The organism is Duganella radicis (assembly GCF_009720825.1).
GTDB classification, from domain to species: Bacteria; Pseudomonadota; Gammaproteobacteria; order Burkholderiales; family Burkholderiaceae_D; genus Rugamonas; species Rugamonas radicis.
The window spans coordinates 137,716-158,612 of the sequence record NZ_WNKY01000011.1; the positions used below are offsets into that span (position 1 = coordinate 137,716).

The window sequence follows — 20,897 nt, forward strand, 5'->3', positions numbered from 1 at the left end:
GTGATTTATTCTAGCAAATTGTTGCCTTGGCAGCTTTCCCGTTGCCCATTCGTGCGCAGCCGGGCAAGATTGACAATGAGGCCCTTCTGGCATATATTCCCGAGTCTTGATCGGGAGAGGGTTGCCGGGCGATTCGCCAGCGCAGCCGCCGAAGGGGCACTACCCAAAAACTCTCAGGCAAAAGGACCGGTCAAGGGGCTATCGACTTAGCTCAAACTCTGGAGAGAGATCGCAGCGGCGATCCACCGAAGGGGCGTGCGGAATCTTCTTCCGCTATCTCTCAGGTACCAAGGACAGAGGGGTTTTGGAATATTTGCTATTCCCGTTAACCTCTTTTCGTTTGGACCGTACCATGACGCTCAAAGCTACCCCACTCAATAACGCACACCGCGCAGCCGGCGCCCGCATGGTCGATTTCGGCGGCTGGGACATGCCGGTCAACTACGGTTCGCAAATCGAAGAGCACAACGCGGTGCGCACCGACGTCGGCATGTTCGACGTCGCCCACATGTGCGTGGTCGATATCAAGGGCGAGAATGTGCGCGGCTTCCTGCGCCATCTGTTGGCCAACAACGTCGACAAGCTGCAAGTGTCGGGCAAGGCGCTCTACTCCTGCATGCTCAACCCAGAGGGCACCGTCATTGACGACTTGATCGTCTACTTCATCAACGAAAACTGGTTCCGCCTGGTGGTCAACGCCGGCACCGCCGAGAAGGACGTGGCGTGGATGCAGCAGCAGAACAGCACCGGCCTGACCATCACCCAGCGCCGCGATGGCGGCAACGCCATGGCGCTGATCGCCGTGCAGGGCCCGAACGCGCGCGCCAAGGTATGGGAAGTGATTCCTGAATCGAAGGAAGCCACCGCTGAAATGAAGCCGTTCAACGTGGCCTTCGCGCAGAGCGCCGCCTTCGGCGAAGCGATGATCGCCCGCACCGGCTACACCGGTGAAGATGGTTTCGAAATTGGCGTTGCGGCCGACAAGGCCGAGCAGCTGTGGAACGCGCTCACCGCCGCCGGCGTCAAGCCGGCAGGCCTGGGCGCGCGCGACACCCTGCGCCTGGAAGCCGGCATGAACCTGTACGGCCAGGATATGGACGAAACCGTGAACCCGCTGGACGCCGGCCTGGCATGGACCATCGACCTGGTCTCCGAGCGTGACTTCATCGGCAAAGCCGCGTTGCAAGCCAAGGGCCAGAACGCCCAATTCGTCGGCCTGATCCTGCGCGAAAAAGGCGGCGTGCTGCGCGCGCATCAGAAAGTCATCGTGGCAGGCACCGACGCCACCGGCGAAATCACCAGCGGCACCTTCAGCCCGACCATGCAGCAGGCGATTGCGCTGGCGCGCGTGCCGATGGGCGTGAACGTCGGCGACACCGTGCACGTGGAAATCCGCGACAAGAAGCTGGCCGCATCTGTGGTTAAATTGCCGTTCGTCCGCAACGGCAAGATCCTGGCCGTTTAATTTAATACCCTTCACCCTCTGGAGCATTACAACATGAACATTCCTGCTGACCTGAAGTACACCGAATCCCACGAATGGGTACGCGCCGAAGCCGACGGCACCGTCACCGTCGGCATCACCGAGTACGCGCAGGACGCACTGGGCGATATCGTTTTCGTCGAGCTGCCGAAAGTCGGCAACAGCTACACCGCCGGCGACGACGCCGCCGTGGTGGAATCGGTGAAAGCCGCTTCGGACATCTACGCTCCGGTATCGGGTGAAGTCGTGGCCGTGAACGAAGAAGTGGTGAACGCGCCAGAATCGATCAACGCCGACGCCTACGCCAACTGGCTGTTCAAGATCAAGCCAGCCGACGCCGGCGCGATCAACGGCCTGCTGGACGCCGCCGCCTACGGCAAAAACATTGGTGCTTAATTAGCGCCACAAGGCCAGCCCTGTGCTGGCCTTTTTGTATTCCCCTCCTCTAGCCCTGACAAATCATGACCCGCACCAGCCTGACCCAACTCGAAGCGCGCGACGCCTTCATCGCCCGTCACATCGGCCCAGACGCCAACGAACAGCAGGAAATGCTGTCGGTCCTCGGCTACGCCTCGCGCGCCGCCCTGATAGACGCGATCGTCCCGGCCAACATCCGCAACCAGGCCGCCCTGCCGCTGGGCGCCTACACCCAGCCGATGCCGGAAAACGAAGCGCTGAACAAGCTGAAAAAAATCGCGTCGAAAAACAAGGTGCTCAAGTCGCTGATCGGCCAGGGCTACTACAACACGCTGACGCCCAACGTCATCCTGCGCAACATCTTTGAAAACCCGGCTTGGTACACCGCCTACACCCCATACCAGCCTGAGATCTCGCAAGGCCGCCTGGAAGCCATCCTGAACTTCCAGCAAACCATCACCGACCTGACCGGCATGGGCATCGCCAACGCGTCCATGCTGGACGAAGGCACCGCCGCCGCCGAGGCCATGACGCTGATCCAGCGCGTGAGCAAATCGAAATCCAACGTGTTCTACGTGGCCGACGACGTGCTGCCGCAAACGCTGGAAGTGGTGCAGACCCGCGCCAAGCCGCTCGACATCACCGTGAAAGTATTCCACCCGGCCGAACTGGCCGGCATCGGCGAATGCTTCGGCGTGCTGCTGCAATACCCGGGTGTGAACGGCAACGTGCGCGATTACAAAGCCGACGTCGAAGCCATCAAAGCCAAAGGCGCGATGGTGGTCGCCGCCGCCGACCTGCTGGCGCTGACCATGCTGACGCCACCGGGCGAATGGGGCGCCGACGTGGCCGTTGGTAACTCGCAGCGCTTTGGCGTACCGCTGGGCTTTGGCGGCCCGCACGCCGGCTACATGGCCACCCGCGATGAATTCAAGCGCTCGATGCCGGGCCGCCTGGTGGGCGTGACCATCGACGCGCAAGGCAACAAGGCCTACCGCCTGGCCCTGCAAACCCGCGAGCAGCACATCCGCCGCGAAAAAGCCACCTCCAACATCTGCACCGCGCAAGTGCTGCTGGCAGTGATGGCGTCGATGTACGCCGTCTACCACGGCCCGCAAGGCCTGCTGCAAATCGCCAAGCGCGTGCACCGCCTGACCGGCGTGCTGGCTTCGAACCTGAAGACCCTGGGCTACACCATCACCAACGACAGCTGGTTCGACACCCTGACCGTGCAGGTCAAGAACGCCGAACAGCTGCACGCATCGGCGCATTCGCACGGCGTCAACCTGCGCGTGATCGACGCCACCCACGTCGGCGTATCGCTGGACGAAACCACCACCCGCGAAGACATCGCCCTGCTGTGGACCGTGTTCTCGCATCCGGTGGGCGGCCCTGCCCACGGCCCGGACTTCGACAGCGTGGAAGCCGCCGTCGAGCGTTCGTTCCCGGAATCGCTGGCGCGTAGCTCGGCCTACCTGTCGCACCCGGTGTTCAACCGCTATCACTCGGAAACCGAGATGCTGCGCTACCTGCGTTCGCTGGCCGACAAGGATCTGGCGCTGGATCGCACCATGATCCCGCTGGGCTCCTGCACCATGAAGCTGAACGCCACCAGCGAAATGATCCCGGTGACCTGGCCGGAATTCTCCACCATCCACCCGTTCGCGCCGGAAGCGCAAACCGTGGGCTACCGCGAGATGATCGCCTCGCTGGAAGAAATGCTGTGCGCGGTGACCGGCTACGCCGCCGTCTCGCTGCAACCCAACGCCGGCTCGCAGGGCGAATACGCCGGCCTGCTGGTGATCCAGGCCTACCACCAGTCGCGTGGCGAAGGCCACCGCAACATCTGCCTGATTCCATCGTCGGCGCACGGCACCAACCCGGCATCGGCATCGATGGTCGGCATGCAAGTGGTGGTGACCGCCTGCGACGCCAACGGCAACGTCGACCTGGCCGACCTGAAAGCGAAAGCCGAACAGCACTCGAAGAACCTGGCCTGCGTCATGGTCACCTACCCTTCGACCCACGGCGTGTTCGAAGAAGGCATCCGCGAACTGTGCGACATCGTGCATAGCCACGGCGGCCAAGTGTACGTCGACGGCGCCAACATGAACGCACTGGTGGGCGTGGCCGCACCGGGCGCGTTCGGCGGCGACGTCTCGCACCTGAACCTGCACAAAACCTTCTGCATCCCGCACGGCGGTGGCGGCCCGGGCGTCGGACCTATCGGCGTCGGCGCGCACCTGGCCAAATTCCTGCCTAACCAGCGTTCGAACGGCTACATCCGCGACAACGCCGGCATCGGTTCCGTGTCGGCCGCGCCGTATGGCTCGGCGTCGATCCTGCCGATTTCGTGGATGTACATCGCCATGATGGGCGCGGAAGGCCTGACCGCCGCGACCGAAACCGCGATCCTGAACGCCAACTACATCGCCCGCCGCCTGGCGCCGCACTTCCCCGTGCTGTACTCGGGCCACGACGGCCTGGTGGCGCACGAATGCATCATCGACCTGCGTCCGCTGCAAGACGCCACCGGCATCTCCAACGAAGACGTGGCCAAGCGCCTGATGGACTTCGGCTTCCACGCGCCGACCATGTCGTTCCCGGTACCGGGCACACTGATGATCGAGCCGACCGAATCGGAATCGAAAGCCGAGATGGACCGCTTCATCGACGCCATGATCGCGATTCGCGGCGAAATCGCCAAAGTGGAAAGCGGCGAATTCGACAAGCTGAACAACCCGCTGAAATTCGCCCCGCACACCGCCGAAGTGCTGACGGCCGACGTGTGGGACCGCAAATACTCGCGTGAAGTGGCAGCGTATCCGGTGCCATCGCTGCGCAAGCAGAAATACTGGCCACCGGTCGGCCGCGCCGACAACGTCTACGGCGACCGCAACCTGTTCTGTGGCTGCGCCCCGATCAGCGACTACGAATAAGCTCCCTGAGCTAACCCCAAGCCCGGCCTAGTGTCGGGCTTTTTTTTCGCCCCGCACTTGATAAAACGACAAATGCGACCATGTAGACGGCTCTGCCATCACCGGACAAAACCCATGCTCGCACCGAAGCCGCCACGTTCCGTACACGACAGCAAACCTGTCGCCGTCCAAATCGTAAAGCAACACCAATCCGGCGCCGTCGACAAACACGTCCTCATTGTGGACACAAAAAAAACGAAGCCGACGCCAAATCAGACCAAGCGACGAGATTAAGCTGTCGCAATATGGCATTTCGTTCCCATGCAGACAGCGAGTTCGACAAGCTGAACAACTCGCTAAAATCCGCACTGCACACCGCCGAGGTGCTGAAGGCCGACGTGTAGGACCGCAAGCATTCGCGTGAAGTGGCGGCATACCCGGTACCATCGCTACGCAAGCAGAAATACTGGCCAGCCGGCCGTGCCGACACGTCTACAGCAACCGCAACCTCTGCTGCGACTGCGCTCCGATCAGCGACACGAATAAGCTAACTAAGCCACCTCAGGGTCGCTCCAGCGCCAAGCTTTTTTCGTCCCTTACCTCCGATGTGAAATTCGGCGTGTTTTTCAGACAAGCAAGATGTTACTCTTACACCCAACGGCCGAACTCGGCCACTAGCGGACCTAAAGAGTGGAGTCGCATAATTTCATGAAACGTCGGAGATAAAATGCCTGTCGGCTCGCGTCAATTTCCCTTGCTTATTTTGCTCTCGCTCGCATTGACATCGATACTATGTCCATCGATTGCGCTAGCGTGCAAAGATCGAATCTATCCCCCGACATTTCCAACCGTAGAGCTTCAAGCTTTTGAGCATGTATATGTGATTCGAGTGGACCAATTGATGTATGCTGCTTCGTCGGAAGATAGCCGATATTCCAAGCCTTTCAGCTTCGAAGGAAAAGTCGTTCGTGTAATTAAAGGAACGAAGGTTGCAGGCGACGCCATTCGCGCAGCCACCACCAGCGATGAAGAAGCTCATGCTCGCTGCCCAATTTCTTTGGAGTCTGGGAAGACATATTTGCTGATGCTCAATGGGAGCGGACTGACCTACAGATTGCCACGCTACGGATCGCTTTACATCGCAACTGACAGACCGGAGTTTGGGCGCTATCTCGCTGACCTGACAAAGAAATCGCGATAGGTGCAGCTTGAAAGACTTGATTCGGCCAGAAGCGGAAGTTCACGATGTCGTTGCAGTGCAATTTAAGGCCACCCTATGATTAGTAAAGAAACTGCCCCGGAGGCTTGGGCTACGCTCATGTACGAGCTGGAAGACGCTCAGGAGCACTTGACCTCGCTCATATCCAAGATGAATAGCGATACCGAATACGACGAGGTGAATCTACGTATCGACCTTGGGCATGTGTTTTCACATCTGAATAGAGCTTGGAACCGGCGAGATGCTTCTGGTGACACAGATAAGGAAAATTGGCAGCGTGACAGTCAGTTTCCTACAGACTTAGAACCAACGTGACCGAGTTCGGCCATAACCGGCGGCTGGGAAGATAAGAAAATCTTTACGTTTAAAATGGCAGAAGTTACGCATAAGGCCCGCCAACCCTGCGGGCCTTATTCATCTAAAATCGTACTTCGCTTGGCACACATGTGCCGCTAAATCCTGCCTTACCAGTGATAGAACTAAAGGGTGAATAATATGGCGGTTGCAGACTACGAGTACACAGTTGAGCAGTGCGACGTCTCGCAGCAAAACCGTGGCCGACTTACTGCGTACCGCACGTTCCGACGTAAATGCCTCGATTACATACGTGCCGATAGCAGAACTTCCGTAGCAACACAGATTCATAACCTTGCGTGGCACACGGCCGTCTTCAAGACGCTGAATGAGGCAAGACGCATTGAGCCTGAGCAAAAAGTGAACGCTGGGATGTGGAACTTGATATCTGCCGGGTACTTCACAATGGTCACTCTCGGCGTGCGTCGTCTTGTCGACCATCACGCAAAGACAGACTCTATTTGGAACGTGCTAGAGCATCTTGAAAAGCATCCGGAGTTGCTAACGCGGGAGAACTACGTTTGTTACGACGGCGTGCCGTTCGACCACGCTAAAGCATTTTCAGCGTATGTCGCCATGCTGGAAGTGTCTGATGAAAGTGGCGACAGTGGAACTTGGTTGCCCGCCGGTGGCCCAGATGCCTGGGACACATCGCAGTTGTTGCACAAGGCGTTCGACAGATTAGCCGGAGCACACGGCTTAAAAAAGCGGACGGATAAAATCCCAGCGGAGCTATTTGCAAAACTCAAGGACCAGCTTCGTGCACCTGCGATTGAGCGAGTGCGGACCCTTGCCGACCGCAGCATTGCACATGCGGAGAGAATAAGCCCGGACTCTCCTGTGCCTGTGACAACGTTTGATGATGTCGAAGAGGCGCTCAGAATAATAGTGCGGGTAACGAATTTTCTATCCGCGTCAGTCTTCTACGATGCGGCGTTTGGCAGCGTGGTACCGACACCTCAGTATGATGTACTCGCTAATCTAGACGCACCTTGGATATCGAGCGCCCTCATTCCGGACCTGCGTGACAAGTGGCGGGAAGTGTGTAACTCAATGAACACTTGGGCCGATGATATCGATGATGGCTTCCTGCTGGAGCTGAGCTAATGGAGAAATAATGGATGCGACGGTCTGGTACTTACTAAAAATTTTCGATGACGAACGATGGGCAGATGCGTTCATGCGTGGCGAGTTGCGCCTAAACCGACTGCGGCACTTTAAGAAAATCGAGGAGAAGGAATACGCTGACGATGCCCGGCCAGATGAACATGAAGCCGCTTCGCATTGGTGGCAGCCCGACAAAGTGCGACTTAAGCTAAATATTCATGGTGTCGGCGAGCTTGATATAACCGACGACCTTGCGGGACCCGTAATCACCTCGTATTCGCACCATGAAAATCTCCATGTGTTTTGTCTGTACGCTATTCGCACGTTTGGAATCTCAATACAAGGTGAGACATTTTCGATAAGCGAGGAAGACGCCGACCGAGTTCGCGAGCAGTTATTCGTCAGCGAGAAAGTTGCAAAGTTTGGCAGACACGGCGTGCTGATTGACGCTGCGACGTTTATAGAAAAAATGAAGACGGCATTGAGGACCCGTGGTGTTGGATTCGCGAGCAACCTAGTCGAGTATTACGACGACGAAACGTTTAATGGCGAAATCAAAGTGGACCGCATACCGTTTTCAAAGCGTAAGAGGTTTAGCTTTCAGAACGAGTACAGATTTGTCGTCAACACTAAGACCGAAGGCGACGACCATCTTCAACTCGAACTTGGCGACATTTCAGAGATTTGCAGAAAAGTGGACCCACTCGAACTGAACGATTTGTTCAAATTTGAAAAAATCGAAATGCCCCTACCACTGAATTAAAAAATGACTCTTGGCGACCGGCGGCTTAGGGGCGATAACGGCCTAAAGAAACTTACAATTTCAGCATTGAATACGTGATAGCAAACGCCAGTTACTCTGCCAGGGATCGTGACGTTCGCCATACTTATCGGGCATATTTTTGCTTGAGCAGTGCCAGAGTGCTCAAAGTCCCCTCCTCTGGGACGCTTAAGCCCCCTAGCTTCAGGCTGGCGACGTAGTTCTCGTTCCGCAGCCGGAGAATGGCCTGCCGCTTCACTTCATCTGTGGCGGCCGGGCATTACTCGCTTTTTTTGCTTATGCATTGCTCGCTCCTGAGTTTTCTATCCGGCCGTCTCATTTTGCGCCGCAAAACGTCGACGGCCTTCAGGTGCTGGCTGGCCAGTAGCGATTTATAAAGCTGTTTCCAGCTCGGCGAGTTTTTTCTCAAGGATCGACCGTTCCTCGGGATAATTGATCGTTGGTAGCAGTTGACGCAGGGCTAATGCGTTTGCTTTGGTCAGGGCTTTGTCGGCGGCGATGGCGATATCGGGTTTGACGCCGCTACCTTCCCAATCGCCTTTTGTGATCGGGTTGATTGAGCGCCCCACCGGGATGACGGCGATGAGGTTCGGATTGATGCGGAACGGCTGGATCGGGTGCGCGCCGCCGCCGGTGGTTTCCCCCACTACGGTGATGCGTTTGATCGCCTGGAGGTTGTACGTGAAGTCTTCGGCTGCGGAGAATGTTCCGCCGCTGGTCAACACGTAGACCGGCTTGTCCGCGCCAAAGTGCGCTCCCGGAACGGCGGGATCGCTCCAGAAGGAGTTGGTTTCATTATCCGCACGGTAGTAGATGTCCGAGAGATGGATCTTTTTATCGCCAAGCAGGTAGCTTGCCACATGCGCGACCATGCGCGGGTCGCCGCCATGGTTGTCGCGCAGATCGATGATCATCGCGCTGCCATTGGCTGCCAGGTTCATGGCGGCTGTCGCAGCGGCCCCGGCGACACTCGCTTCAAAGAAGCCGTTGAACTTGAGGTACATGATATTTCCCGGCAGGCGCTCCACTTTTTCAAACGAGAAGTTGAGGTATTTCCCCACTTCGGTCATGTGCTGCCGGACCTCGGGCGGCAGGCCTTGGCTCGCTGAGGGACGCGGCCGATCAGGTTGCGCGTTCGGGACGTGGCGGATGCTCAGGTGCTTGTCCGGATGGGCGGCCTGGATATGGGCCGTCAGCAAGTCGGCAAATTCCGCATCCGTCGCCACCTTTTCGTAGTCCCCCTTGAGCAGATGATCGCGGACGGCGGCGGCCATTTTGTTGCCTTCTTCTGCGTAGATATATTTGCCGGACAGACGTTGGGCTAACAGGTCGATGGTGGCGGCCTTGTCTGCCGCGCTCAACGGCTCGGGTTGTTGTGCGTGGGCGGTGGTGACGGCGATGGCGCAGAGAGTCATGACTGCTGCGGAAAGGAATTGTCGCATGGGACTTGGGCTCCATAAAGATAAAGAGCCCTTAGCTTAGCCGTTGACTTGTTTTCAAGTTTGCGCATGCGACGAGCAAGCATTTTCCTGGAGTAAAAACACGCTTGGGAGAGATGGATACCGAAGGCCTCAAAAAAAGCTTTGACTTGCTGACACCTGTCAGATATTCTTTACACATGAAATCAAAACATCTCACCGGTGACCAGCTACTGACCGCGCTTTCCGCGCTGTCGAATCCGCATCGTTTGCGGGTGGTGGCGGCGCTGGCGACGGGAGGACGGAATTACGTCAGCCAGCTGGCCCGTGAGTTGAATATCAGCCGCCCCCTGCTGCATCTGCATTTGCAGAAGCTGGAGGAAGCCGGTCTGGTCACCAGTCAGCTGGAGTTGTCCGATGACGGCAAGGCGCTGAATTATTTCGAGACCGCGCCTTTCGCCATCGACCTGACGCCGGCCACGATTGCCCAGGCAGTGCAAACCTTGACAAACAATCCTGAAAAATAGAGGCATATATGTCTGAACCGATTTACCTGCTGACTCTCTTCATGCCGCTGGCGACCATTGTGCTGGTGTTCGGCATGCGCTTCATCGTCGCCATCAAGAAGGCCAAGTTGCAGGCCGAGGGCGAAGAGGCTTATCGTCAGATCGCCGAGCGCGCTGTCGTCGCGCAGGAGCAAACCGCAGCGGCGCTGGCCGATCTGCAAACCCGCATCATCGTGATTGAGAAAGTTCTGAAACAAGTCGAATAAACTTTAAAGGAGCGTCACCATGCAACCAGTATCGCTGTTTCGCTTGTATTCGCTGAGGGCTGTGTATCTGATTATCGCGCTGGGACTGGCGCTGGTGGTGTGGCCGAGCATTATTCATCACGCCGAACCGTGGGGCCTGTCGCAGGGCGTGGTGAAGTGCATGCTGGCCGCATTCAGTTTGCTGTGCGTGGCCGGTATCCGCTATCCGCTGCAAATGCTGCCGGTGCTGTTCTGGGAGCTGACCTGGAAGACCATCTGGATGCTGATCGTGTTCCTGCCCGCCTGGCAGAACGGCACGCTGAACGACGACATCATCGGCACCGCCATCGAATGCGCGGTGGTCATCATCATCCCGCTGGCCATGCCGTGGCGCTACGTGTTCGCCCACTACGTCAAGAAAGACAGCGACCGCTGGCGCGCCGCCCCGGTCGCCGCCTGACTCAGTTGCGCACCGAGGCCAGACGCAGGCGCACGATGCGGGCGCTGCCGGCGGGCCGGGTGGCGTCGGGCGGGTCGGCGTTTTCGTCCAGCTTGAAGATGGCCACCGCTTCCGACAGGTAGACCGCCTGCCGCTGCAAGGTGCTGGCCGCAGCGGCGGCTTGCTGGACCAGCGCCAGGTTCTGCTGGGTGATCTGGTCCATGCTGACGATCGCCTGCCGCATGCCCGCCACGCCCTGCGCCTGCTCGCTATTGCCCTCGCCGATCTGGCCGATGATGTCGCCCACCTGGCGCATCGAATCGACGATTTCCGCCATGCTGGCGCCCGCCTCTTCCACCGTGCGCGTGCCTTGGTCGATATCGGCCACTGAATCGGCGATCAGCAGTTTGATTTCCTGCGCCGCCGACGCCGAGCGCTGCGCCAGCAACCGCACCTCGCCCGCCACCACCGCAAAGCCCTCGCCGTTCGCGCCCGCGCGCGCCGCTTCCACCGCCGCGCTCAGGGCCAGCATGTGGGTCTGCACCGCCAGCCCGTCGATCACACCGACGATTTCCACCACCCGCCGCGAGCTGCCGCGGATCGACGCCATGGTCACCACCAGCCGCTGCACCACGCCGCCGCCGCGCGCCGCGAAGCTGTTGGCGCACTGCGCCAGCTGGCCGGCCAGCTCTGCATGCGTGGCCGTCTGCGCCAGCTGCGCGCCGAGTTCCTGCATCGCGCCGTCCGCCTCCTCCAGCGTGCCCGCCTGCGCGTGCGTGCGCCGCGTCAGCACCGCGTTGCCCTGGGCGATCTCGCGCGAGGCATTGTCGATCGACTGCGCCGAGGCCAGAATGGTTTTCAGCGTGGTGTTCAGATTGCGGATGCTGGTGTCCAGCGCACGCGAGGTCTCGGCGATTTCATCGCGGCCGTACACGCGCTGGCGCACGGTGAGATTGCCTTCGGCCAGATCCACCGCCGCCGCGCCGATCTCGCGCACTTCTTTCAGCATCGCCTGACGCACCGCCATGGTCACCAGCAGCGACAAGGCAATCGACAAGGCCACCACGATCGGCATCCAGGTCGACAGCACGCTGAAATCGGCCTCCGCATCGGCATAGGCGCGCTCGCTCAGCGACTGCTCCAGCCGCGACAGCTCTTCCAGCCGCTGCGCCACCACATCAAACGCCCGCTCGGCCTTGGACATGGCGTTGGCCGCCATCGACTGGTCCGCCATGGCCAGCTCGATCACATCCTCCATAGTCTTGACGTACACCGTGTGCGCCGCCTGCGACTGCACCACGAAGCGGCGCTCGGCCGGGTCGGCCAGCGTGGCCATTTCCAGCTGCGCGAACTGGCGGTCCAGCGCGGCGTGGCGCAGGTGGATGTCGCGCACCAGCGCATCCACGCGCGGGGTCGAGAAGCTGGCGTTGATCCAGGTCAGCAGTTGGTAGATTTCGGTATGCGCCTTGTGGGCGTTGGCCACCAGGTCGGCCGCGGCCTTCAACCGCACGGCGCGCTGCTGCATCATGTTGTCCAGCGACTGGTTCTGCCGCACCAGCCCGAGATAAGCCCCGGCCGACAACGCGATCAGCAGGATCAGCACGACGCCCGGTGCCAGCAGCAGCTTGGGCCCTAGCTTGAGTTTGCTCAGCATGGTTTGCACGATGGTTCAGTGCTTGTAGATGCCGGCTTCCAGCGCCACGTCGCCCACCCGCAGCACAAAGGTGCGCTTGGCCTCGACCTTGCCGGTTTCGGGATTGCGGAATTTGTAGTCGACCCAGCCACGGCCGGCGCCGCGCGCCAGCGCCACCATCTCTTGCCGGAACAGCTTGCCGTCCGCGTCCGGCACATCCAGCAGATTCTTGCCGATCAGGGCGTTGGTGGGATGGGCCACGGTAATCCCGTTCAGGTCGCGCATGGCCAGATACAGCGCGCCCTGGTTGAATTCGGGGTCCTTGCTATTGATGCGCGCCACCATCTCCGCCTTGCCGTGCGCGCGCACGAAGCGCGCGCCCTTCTCGGCCAGCGCCATCGCATCCTTTTCATTGGGCGCAGCCTGCGCCACACAGCACACCATCCAAGCCATTCCGATCAACGCGCGCATGATTCCCCCTGACAGCCAAGATGTTGTAATCTACGCTGGCTGTCACCCCGCATTCTTGCGCTGGATCAATGGACACAAAGTAACAACAGGAGCGACATGAAAGCATCGACCAAGGCGGCCCTGATCTCGGCTTTGATTTTCCCCGGACTGGGCCATCTGTTCCTGCGGCCGGCACGTGCCTTGCGCGGGCTGCTGTTCATGGCGCCGGCGGCGCTGGTGGCGTCGTACATCGTGCGCCAGGTGCTGTCGGTGTCGCTGCAAGTGCTGGGGGACTTGAACAGTGGCGCATTGGCCGCCGATCCGGGCGCCATCATGGCGCGGCTGGACGCCGCCGGCAGCCCGGCCGACAACTGGATGGTGCTGCTTGGTATGTTGTGCTGGGTGGGCGCAATTGCCGACGCCTTGTGGCTGGGCCGCCGCAACGGCGATTAAGCAGCGTAGAATTAGCGTTCCAACAACATAAAGGGACGCGCCATGAAATCAGCCAAGCTTATCCTGATTGGATTGTTCATCGCCGGCACAGCGCTGGCGCAAAGCGGGGGCATCCGCCGCACCGTGGTTCAGAAAGCCGACGTGTCCGTCCCCGGACGCGAGGCGGTGGTCGCCAGGGTCGAGCTGGACGCCGGTGTGGCGGCCGGCCGTCACTCCCACCCCGGCGATGAAATCAGCTATGTGCTGGAAGGCGAAGGCGAGCTGCTGATCGACGGCGAAGATCCGCGCCGCGTCAAGGCCGGCGAATCCTTCGTGATCCCGGCCGGCACGGTTCACGATGCCATCAACACCGGCAAAAGCACCATGAAGCTGGTGGGCGTCTACGTGGTCGAGAAAGGCAAGCCGCTGGCCACTGCCGCCAAATGAGTCAGACCGCCGCGCGGCAGGCCGGCAACATCGGCGGCAGCGCAACCAGCTGCTGCCAGCGCAGGCGCATGACGATCGCCGTCACCAGCGCCACGCCGGCGCCGAACCAGAACAGCGGCAAGTCGGGGTGCATCTGGTCCACTATCGCCAGCGCGATGTCGGCCACCACGACCAGCGTGATCACCACGATGTTCAACAGCATGTTCGGACGCGGCGGCGCAGCGGCGTAGTCGCGCATCAGCACGGGGACAAACGGCAGCACCAGCGCCGCCAGTGCAAACGTAATGCCGCGCACTTGCGGTTGCCCAAGAATGACGGCATCGATGCCCACGACCGCCACCGTGCACATCAGCCACAAGCGCAGGCTACGGAATAGCAACGCGCCCATCAGCACCTGGTTGAATTGCGCCGACGCCGGCGCGGCGGGCGCCAGGCGATACAGCCCTTGCTCGCCGCTGAAGCGCACCGCGTTCGCCGCCAGGGTCGAGACGTACACCACCACGCTCATCATCAGCATGGCTTGCATCATGGTGCTGGTGACCATGGTGAGCACCGGATCGCCCTTGGTGGCAAGATGGTGGCCGATCAGGGCCATGATCACGGCCGAGATCGCGGCATAGATGACAGTGCCGCCGTCGTGGGCACAGGTGCCCAGCGTGTGCAGCATCTGCCGGCCCTGACCGGCGCCGCGGCGGCTGTCGGCACGCAAGGCGGCGTTGTAGGGCTTGCGCAGCCACGCCAGCCAGCGAATGCCGCTGCCCGGTTCGGTGTTCAGCACTTTGCCGCTGGCGATGGCCTGCTGGCGGGTGAAGCGCTGGTACCAAATCCAATGACGGTCGCCGCCTTGGGGGAACAAGGCGCGCAAGGCGGGACGGCCCAGCAGCGCCAGCAGCGCCGTGCCGATCACCGTCACCAGCGGTTCGCCAATCGAGTCCGCCACTGCGGCCAGTTGGTCCAGCGGATGCTTGTGGACCATGGTCGAAGAGACAATAACCACCGAGGGCAGCAGATTCATCCAGCTGTAGCGCTGGGCGTACAGCACATACACGCTGAACAGCGCGCCCAGCAGCAAACCATATCCGGGATGGCCAGCCAGCAACCAGCTGAGCACTGCCGTCAACACGGTCGCGCCGACGTATAGTTCGGCCGTCAAGCGCTTAAGGTTGAGCCGCAAGCCGGGCACCAGCACGGCATTGGTTGGGGTGTTTTGCTGTACGGCATTTTTCAGGAAGGCGCCGCACCATAAAAAAACCATGCCGCTGGCCAGGCACAGCAGCAATATCTCGCCAAACGCCAACTTATCGAAATGGTAATTCACGGCCAACTGGATCAGGGCGAAGGCGCCGACGATCCAGCTCAGACGCACCAGCAAGCGGCAGCTGGCGCCGTCATATATCACTTGAAGCAACAACTGGCGATTCGCGGCATTCATTTGGTCACCTCGACAAACAAGTCTTCCAGGCTGAGATTCTTACCTTCCAGTAATTCATCGAGCGCGCCTTGCAGCACGATCTTGCCGCCTTGCAGGAACGCCACGTCCAGCGCCACCCGCTCCAGATCGGACAGGATGTGGGTGGAAAAGATCACCGTGGTGTCGCGTTCGATGACATCGCTGATCAGTTCCTGCAAGAAATCGCGGCGGCCGACCGGGTCCAGGCTGGCGACCGGTTCGTCCAGTACCAGCAATTTGGGGTCGTGGGCCAGCGCGCGGATCAGCGACAGGCGTTGTTTCTCGCCGCCGGAAAGCTTGCTGATTTGCTTGGTGGCCGCTTCGCCCGCCAAGCCCCAGCGCTGCATCAAGCCGTCCACCTTGGTCTGGTTCCAGCGCGGGTACAGGGCCTTGAAATAGTCCAACAGTTGCACAGGCGTCAACCATTCAAACAGCTCGGATTTCTGCGGCACATAGCCAATGTTGGCGCGCGCCTCGTCGTTCAGCGCACCGGCCGGCTGGCCGAACAACTTGCTGCCGCCGGCATCGGCTTCACGCAATCCCAGCAGGCATTCCAACAAAGTCGATTTACCGGCGCCATTGCGGCCCAATAAACCAATCACCTTGCCCTGTTCAATATTCCAGTTAATCCCTTGTAAAACCTGTTGCTGACCAAAGGCTTTACGCAGATTCGATATTTCAATGATGCTAGGTTTCATTTACTTTCTCCGAGAATTTTTTTAAACAGATTCAGGACAGTTTCATCATCCAATTCCAATTGACGTGCTTCGGCGGCGGCCCGCTCCAGTGTCGGCCTTATAAGATGGTCCGGGCCTTGCAGCGCTTTGCTCTCGGCCACCAGCATGCCGACGCCGCGGGCACGGCTTAATAAACCTTCGGTTTCCATCATGTTATAAGCCTTGGAAACCGTCATGGGATTGACGGCTAATGTCACCGCCACATCCCGCACCGAGGGTAAAACATCGCCGGGTTTTAAAACGGTGGCGGCAATCAATCGCCGCACCTGCTCGATCAGTTGCCGGTAAATCGGATCGGACGAGCCGGTCGCTATCGTGAACAGGGACGCTGTATGGGTAGTCATGGCAGTCGTATTGGTGTATTAGTTGATTAATACAGTAGACGACACCGTCAGGCTTGTCAAGCACATTCAGCAAACGTCGCCAGAACTTGGCTGGATCGTGCCAATCTCTGGCTTAAAAGCAGGCCTTTTGCGTGCGCTGGCGCACCGGCACGGGCCGTTTTGCCAGCTATGCTGGTCAAATGCGTATCGCCACCTTCAACGTCAACGGCATCGGCGCCCGCCTGCCTGCCCTGCTTCAATGGCTGGAAGAAACCCGGCCGGACGCCGTTTGCCTGCAAGAATTGAAGGCGCCGCAGGAAAAATTCCCGGAAGCCGCGATGAATGAAGCCGGATATCAAGCCATCTGGCACGGGCAAAAAAGCTGGAATGGCGTGGCGATTCTGGCGCGCGGCCAGCAACCGGTGGAAACCGGGCGTGGATTGCCTGGCGATCCCGAGGATGCGCAAAGCCGATATATCGAGGCGGTGGTCAACGGCATTATTATTGGCGGTTTATATCTGCCAAACGGTAATCCGGCGCCAGGCCCGAAATTCGACTACAAATTAAAATGGTTTGAACGGTTTATTCTGCACGCTTCGCAATTAATTGAAGGCGGCGCGCCGGCCGTGTTGGCAGGCGATTTCAATGTCATGCCAACTGAATTGGATGTGTATAAGCCGGAGCGCTGGCTGGATGACGCCCTATTCCGTCCGGAAGTTCGGGCGGCGTTTCATCGATTAATCGACCAAGGCTGGTGCGATACGCTGCGGGTTACTCATCCGGACGAAGTAATTTATACCTTCTGGGATTATTTCCGCAATGCCTACCAGCGCAATGCGGGCTTGCGCATCGACCACATTTTGCTCAGCCCTGCCCTCACGCCCGCCCTGAAAGCGGCCGGCGTGGACCGTGAAGTACGTGGGCGCGAGAAGCCCAGCGACCATGCGCCGGTGTGGGTCGAGCTGGATCTGGGAGACCGCTGATGGAGCAAAAATGGCCGCAGCAACTCTGGCTGGTCCGGCATGGGCAAAGCGCCGGCAATGTCGCCCGGGACGAGGCGGAAGCCGGCAAGAAGCTGCTGATCGATCTGGCCGACCGCGATGTCGACGTGCCGTTGTCGGAACTGGGGCAGCGCCAGGCGCAGGCGATGAGCGGCTGGTTCCGGGCGCTGCCGCCAGACGCGCAGCCCAACGTGGTGTTGTTTTCGCCCTACGTGCGTGCGCGCTCGACGGCCAAGGTGGTGCTCGACCACCTCGACCGCGACGGCTTGCTGGCGGTGGCCACCGACGAGCGCCTGCGGGAAAAGGAATTCGGCATACTGGACCGTCTCACGCCGCTCGGAATTCACGACAAATACCCGGAGTTGGCGGAACAACGTGCCCATGTCGGCAAGTTCTATTTCCGGCCACCCGGCGGCGAAAGCTGGTGCGACGTCATCCTGCGGCTGCGCAGCGTGATCGACACCATGACGCGCGAATATCATGGCGAGCGGGTGCTGATCGTGGCGCATCAGGTGATCGTGAATTGCTTCCGTTACCTGCTGGAGCGGCTGGATGAGGATGCTATCCTCGCCATCGACCGGGCCGGGGACGTGCCCAACTGCGGGATTACCGAGTACCGTTTCGATCCGGCGGCTGGCAAGCATGGCAAATTGATGCTGGTGCAGGCTAATTTTGTGGCGCCGCTGGAGCAGAGCGGCACGCCGGTCACGCATCAGAAAGACCAGCCGGCAGCGCCAAAATCATGAATCAGGACATCACCGCCCGCTTGCTGCGCGACTGGCCGCTGCCCATGCCGGGACCGGACGCGGATAAAAATGAGCGTGGTTATGCGCTGATCATCGCAGGATCGCGGGAGATGCCGGGAGCAGTGCTGCTGGCCGCCACGGCTGCCCTGCGCGCCGGGGCTGGCAAGCTGGCGATCGCCACGGCGGCCAGCGTGGCCCCGCACATCGGCGTGGCCGTGCCCGAGGCGCGCGTGATCGGGCTGGAGGAAACGCCGGAGGGCGGTTTGTTGACAGAGCAACGTGCGGATTTGCTGGGCGTATGCCGGCAAGCCAGCGCGGTACTGATCGGTCCCGGCATGCAGGACGAGACGGCCTGCTGCCATCTTGTGCGGGCGCTGCTGTCTGAATGCGGCCATGCACCGCTGATCCTCGACGCCGCCGGCATGAGCATCGTCAGCCGCGATGCCGACTGCGCCCCCGCTGCGACGGCCGATGCCGGCAACCACAGCGAAGCGCCGGCCTCGACCTGCGCCGGCGACCTGGCCGTAGCGTCAGACGGCGGGCACGCGGCCGCTCATGGGCAGGAGCCGGCTGTGGGCGGTTTCCGCTTCACCAGCCCGGTGCTGCTGACGCCCCACGCAGGCGAGCTGGCCAGTCTGACCGGGGCCGACAAGGACGACATCCTGGCCCAGCCCGAAGCCGCGGCCCGGCTGGCGGCGCAGCGCTGGCAGGCGACAGTGGCGCTGAAAGGCGCGCTCACCGTGATAGCCGATGTCCACACGCAGCAATGGCGTCACGAAGGCGGCAACACCGGGCTGGCGATATCGGGATCGGGAGACGTACTGGCCGGCATCATCACCGGCCTGGCGGCGCGCGGCGCGCCCTTGGAACAGGCCGCAGCCTGGGGCGTGGCCCTTCACGCGATGGCGGGAGAACAGCTGGCCCTGAAACACGGACCGCTAGGCTACCTCGCGCGCGAAATCAGCGCCGAAGTCCCCGCCCTCCTCCGTGCCATTTAGCCCGGGGTCAGTTCTTAGCCCGGGGTCAGTTCTTGCAATCGCACACGGCCTCATGCATGAATTCAAGAACTGACCCCGGGTTTTGCGCGAAAGCCCGACTGTCTGCTCTGGCCCCGAAAGATTAAAGCTTGGCGGAGTGTTCGCGGGTGGCGTGGAATTGCAGTTTCGGCCAGCGCTCCTGCGTCAGGCGCAGGTTGACGCTCGACGTTGCCAGATACGCCAGGTTGCCCGCCGCATCGTAAGCCACGTTATGACCCAGCTGGTCTTCGAAGTCGGCCAGCGCTTTTTTGTCGTCGCTCGACACCCAGCGTGCGCTGCTGATGCTGGTGCTTTCAAACACCGCGTCGACGCCGTACTCGTTCATCAGGCGGCTTGCGACCACCTCGAACTGAAGCACGCCAACCGCACCCAGCACCAGCTCGCCCCCCTGCACCGGCTTGAACACCTGCACCGCACCCTCCTCGCCCAGCTGCTGCAAGCCTTTGTGCAGCTGCTTGATTTTCAGCGGGTTGCGGATGCGCACCTGGCGGAAAAAGTCCGGGGCGAAGAATGGAATGCCGGTAAAGGTCAGCATCTCGCCTTCGGAGAAGGAGTCGCCGATCTGCATATTGCCGTGGTTGGGCAGGCCGATGATGTCGCCGGCGTACGCCTCTTCCACCTGCTCGCGGGTCGATGCCATGAAGGTCACCACCGAGGATACCTTCACCTCGCGCCCCAGACGCAAATGCTTGACCTTCATGCCGCGCTCGAAACGGCCCGAGCACACGCGCAGGAAGGCGATGCGGTCGCGGTGCGCCGGGTCCATATTGGCCTGGATCTTGAATACGAAGCCGGTGAACGGCTCTTCCTTCGGATCGACCGCGCGTACACTGGCGTCGCGCTCGCGCGGCGCCGGCGCCCAGTCCACCAGCGCCGACAGGATCTCGCGCACGCCGAAGTTGTTGATCGCGGAGCCAAAGAACACCGGCGTCTGCACGCCCGACAGGAATTGCTCCAGGTCGAACGGAGTCGAAGCGCCGCTGACCAGTTCCACTTCCATGCGCAGCTGGTCCATCTCCAGCGGGAACATCTCCTGCAAGCGCGGGTTGTCGATGCCTTCGATGATTTCAAACGCACCGTCGGCACGCTCCTCACCGGCCTTGAACAGCATGATGGTGTCGTTCAGCAGGTGGTACACGCCGCGGAAGTTCTTGCCCATGCCGATCGGCCAGGTCACCGGCGCGCATTTGATCTTCAGCACCGACTCCAGCTCGTCCAGCAGTTCCAGCGGATCGCGGGTTTCGCGGTCCATCTTGTTCATGAAGGTGACGATCGGCGTGTTGCGCATGCGGCACACGTCCAGCAGCTTGATGGTCTGCGCTTCCACACCCTTGGCGGCGTCGATCACCATCAGCGCCGAGTCGACGGCGGTCAGCACGCGGTAGGTGTCTTCCGAGAAGTCCTGGTGGCCCGGGGTGTCCAGCAGGTTGACCACGTGGTCGCGGAATTCAAACTGCATCACCGACGATGCCACCGAAATGCCGCGCTGCTTCTCGATTTCCATCCAGTCCGAGGTCGCGTGGCGGCCCGATTTACGGGCCTTGACGGTACCCGCCATCTGGATCGCGCCCGAGAACAGCAGCAGCTTTTCGGTCAGCGTGGTTTTACCCGCATCCGGGTGGGAGATGATGCCGAAGGTGCGGCGGCGCTGTACTTCGCGCGCGATCAGGGCCGGCGTTCTGGCGCTGGCCGCGGCCGGGGCGTCGTCGTTATTCTCGGGGATTGTGTTTTCGGTATCGTTGACCATGTGTGGG

The 20,897-nt window shown here is 60.6% G+C and carries 22 protein-coding genes, 1 pseudogene and 2 riboswitches; of the genes and pseudogenes, 15 read left to right on the plus strand and 8 right to left on the minus strand.

Features of this window, described 5'->3' with window-relative positions; genetic code table 11:
* Positions 1–101 precede the first annotated feature (101 nt).
* A riboswitch (glycine riboswitch) is annotated at positions 102–199 on the plus strand.
* 9 nt (positions 200–208) lie between these two features.
* Positions 209–307: riboswitch (glycine riboswitch) on the plus strand.
* A gap of 45 nt (positions 308–352) precedes the next feature.
* The 7 genes from gcvT (at position 353) to GM676_RS12820 (ending at position 8,261) form a co-directional block, all read left to right on the plus strand.
* Positions 353–1,465: a glycine cleavage system aminomethyltransferase GcvT gene (gene gcvT, locus GM676_RS12790; protein WP_155463950.1), complete on the plus strand. Its 1,113-nt coding sequence runs from the start codon at positions 353–355 to the stop codon at positions 1,463–1,465.
* Between the two features lie 33 nt (positions 1,466–1,498).
* The gene (gcvH, locus tag GM676_RS12795; protein ID WP_155463951.1) at positions 1,499–1,879 is read left to right on the plus strand and encodes a glycine cleavage system protein GcvH; all 381 of its coding nucleotides are present in this window, start codon (positions 1,499–1,501) and stop codon (positions 1,877–1,879) included.
* Between the two features lie 65 nt (positions 1,880–1,944).
* The gene (gene gcvP / locus GM676_RS12800) at positions 1,945–4,839 is read left to right on the plus strand and encodes an aminomethyl-transferring glycine dehydrogenase (RefSeq protein ID WP_155463952.1); all 2,895 of its coding nucleotides are present in this window, start codon (positions 1,945–1,947) and stop codon (positions 4,837–4,839) included.
* A 706-nt stretch (positions 4,840–5,545) separates the two neighbouring features.
* Positions 5,546–6,019, plus strand: a complete 474-nt coding sequence (locus GM676_RS12805) for a hypothetical protein (RefSeq protein WP_155463953.1) — start codon at positions 5,546–5,548, stop codon at positions 6,017–6,019.
* Positions 6,020–6,094: 75 nt separating this feature from the next.
* On the plus strand, positions 6,095–6,352 hold the full coding sequence (locus GM676_RS12810) for a hypothetical protein (protein WP_155463954.1): 258 nt from the start codon (positions 6,095–6,097) through the stop codon (positions 6,350–6,352).
* A gap of 180 nt (positions 6,353–6,532) precedes the next feature.
* The gene (locus tag GM676_RS12815; protein ID WP_155463955.1) at positions 6,533–7,498 is read left to right on the plus strand and encodes an AbiU2 domain-containing protein; all 966 of its coding nucleotides are present in this window, start codon (positions 6,533–6,535) and stop codon (positions 7,496–7,498) included.
* A gap of 10 nt (positions 7,499–7,508) precedes the next feature.
* Positions 7,509–8,261, plus strand: coding sequence for a hypothetical protein (locus tag GM676_RS12820; RefSeq protein ID WP_155463956.1), 753 nt, complete (start codon positions 7,509–7,511; stop codon positions 8,259–8,261).
* Positions 8,262–8,385: 124 nt separating this feature from the next.
* On the opposite strand, the pseudogene GM676_RS32940 reads toward GM676_RS12820, so the two are convergent.
* Both GM676_RS32940 and GM676_RS12825 read right to left on the minus strand, forming a co-directional pair.
* Positions 8,386–8,520, minus strand: a pseudogene (locus GM676_RS32940) (YhfG family protein); the annotation flags it as partial.
* Between the two features lie 130 nt (positions 8,521–8,650).
* Positions 8,651–9,721, minus strand: a complete 1,071-nt coding sequence (locus GM676_RS12825; RefSeq protein WP_155463957.1) for a S41 family peptidase — start codon at positions 9,719–9,721, stop codon at positions 8,651–8,653.
* Between the two features lie 113 nt (positions 9,722–9,834).
* On the opposite strand from GM676_RS12825, the gene GM676_RS12830 reads away from it, so the two are divergent.
* Genes GM676_RS12830 through GM676_RS12840 form a run of 3 tightly spaced genes read left to right on the plus strand, consistent with a single transcriptional unit; the run spans position 9,835 to position 10,908 of the window.
* Complete coding sequence (locus GM676_RS12830; protein ID WP_229262660.1) at positions 9,835–10,224, plus strand: ArsR/SmtB family transcription factor; 390 nt, start codon at positions 9,835–9,837, stop codon at positions 10,222–10,224.
* An 8-nt stretch (positions 10,225–10,232) separates the two neighbouring features.
* Entirely contained in the window at positions 10,233–10,469 is a 237-nt protein-coding gene (locus GM676_RS12835; protein WP_155463958.1) for a hypothetical protein, read from the plus strand.
* 19 nt (positions 10,470–10,488) lie between these two features.
* Complete coding sequence (locus GM676_RS12840; protein WP_155463959.1) at positions 10,489–10,908, plus strand: hypothetical protein; 420 nt, start codon at positions 10,489–10,491, stop codon at positions 10,906–10,908.
* Between the two features lies 1 nt (position 10,909).
* Here the strand turns inward: GM676_RS12840 and GM676_RS12845 are convergent, their stop codons facing one another.
* Both GM676_RS12845 and GM676_RS12850 read right to left on the minus strand, forming a co-directional pair.
* Positions 10,910–12,541: a methyl-accepting chemotaxis protein gene (locus GM676_RS12845; RefSeq protein WP_155464015.1), complete on the minus strand. Its 1,632-nt coding sequence runs from the start codon at positions 12,539–12,541 to the stop codon at positions 10,910–10,912.
* A gap of 15 nt (positions 12,542–12,556) precedes the next feature.
* Positions 12,557–12,991, minus strand: coding sequence for a cache domain-containing protein (locus tag GM676_RS12850; protein ID WP_155463960.1), 435 nt, complete (start codon positions 12,989–12,991; stop codon positions 12,557–12,559).
* Between the two features lie 96 nt (positions 12,992–13,087).
* Here GM676_RS12850 and GM676_RS12855 point away from each other — a divergent pair, with 96 nt between their 5' ends.
* Complete coding sequence (locus GM676_RS12855) at positions 13,088–13,423, plus strand: hypothetical protein (RefSeq protein ID WP_155463961.1); 336 nt, start codon at positions 13,088–13,090, stop codon at positions 13,421–13,423.
* Positions 13,424–13,465: 42 nt separating this feature from the next.
* A complete protein-coding gene (locus tag GM676_RS12860) occupies positions 13,466–13,849 on the plus strand; it encodes a cupin domain-containing protein (RefSeq protein ID WP_155463963.1) in 384 nt (127 codons plus the stop codon).
* Between the two features lies 1 nt (position 13,850).
* Here the strand turns inward: GM676_RS12860 and GM676_RS12865 are convergent, their stop codons facing one another.
* The 3 genes from GM676_RS12865 to GM676_RS12875 are packed head-to-tail and all read right to left on the minus strand — an operon-like array spanning position 13,851 to position 16,380.
* Positions 13,851–15,281, minus strand: coding sequence for a hypothetical protein (locus tag GM676_RS12865; protein WP_155463965.1), 1,431 nt, complete (start codon positions 15,279–15,281; stop codon positions 13,851–13,853).
* Positions 15,278–15,997 (minus strand): ABC transporter ATP-binding protein, encoded by a 720-nt coding sequence (locus GM676_RS12870; RefSeq protein WP_155463967.1) that lies wholly within the window; start codon positions 15,995–15,997, stop codon positions 15,278–15,280. The genes GM676_RS12865 and GM676_RS12870 overlap by 4 nt, the downstream gene beginning before the upstream one ends.
* The gene (locus tag GM676_RS12875) at positions 15,994–16,380 is read right to left on the minus strand and encodes a GntR family transcriptional regulator (RefSeq protein WP_155463969.1); all 387 of its coding nucleotides are present in this window, start codon (positions 16,378–16,380) and stop codon (positions 15,994–15,996) included. Before GM676_RS12875 ends, GM676_RS12870 begins: the two co-directional genes overlap by 4 nt.
* 179 nt (positions 16,381–16,559) lie before the next feature.
* Between GM676_RS12875 and xth the strand changes: the two genes are divergently transcribed.
* The 3 genes from xth to GM676_RS12890 are packed head-to-tail and all read left to right on the plus strand — an operon-like array spanning position 16,560 to position 19,104.
* Entirely contained in the window at positions 16,560–17,342 is a 783-nt protein-coding gene (xth, locus tag GM676_RS12880) for an exodeoxyribonuclease III (protein ID WP_155464017.1), read from the plus strand.
* On the plus strand, positions 17,342–18,106 hold the full coding sequence (locus tag GM676_RS12885; RefSeq protein ID WP_155463971.1) for a histidine phosphatase family protein: 765 nt from the start codon (positions 17,342–17,344) through the stop codon (positions 18,104–18,106). The genes xth and GM676_RS12885 overlap by 1 nt, the downstream gene beginning before the upstream one ends.
* Positions 18,103–19,104 carry an NAD(P)H-hydrate dehydratase gene (locus GM676_RS12890; RefSeq protein ID WP_155463973.1) on the plus strand — a complete coding sequence of 334 codons (1,002 nt, stop codon included), beginning with the start codon at positions 18,103–18,105 and terminating at the stop codon, positions 19,102–19,104. The genes GM676_RS12885 and GM676_RS12890 overlap by 4 nt, the downstream gene beginning before the upstream one ends.
* A 121-nt stretch (positions 19,105–19,225) precedes the next feature.
* Here the strand turns inward: GM676_RS12890 and GM676_RS12895 are convergent, their stop codons facing one another.
* Positions 19,226–20,890 (minus strand): peptide chain release factor 3, encoded by a 1,665-nt coding sequence (locus GM676_RS12895; RefSeq protein ID WP_155463975.1) that lies wholly within the window; start codon positions 20,888–20,890, stop codon positions 19,226–19,228.
* Between the last annotated feature and the right edge of the window lie 7 nt (positions 20,891–20,897).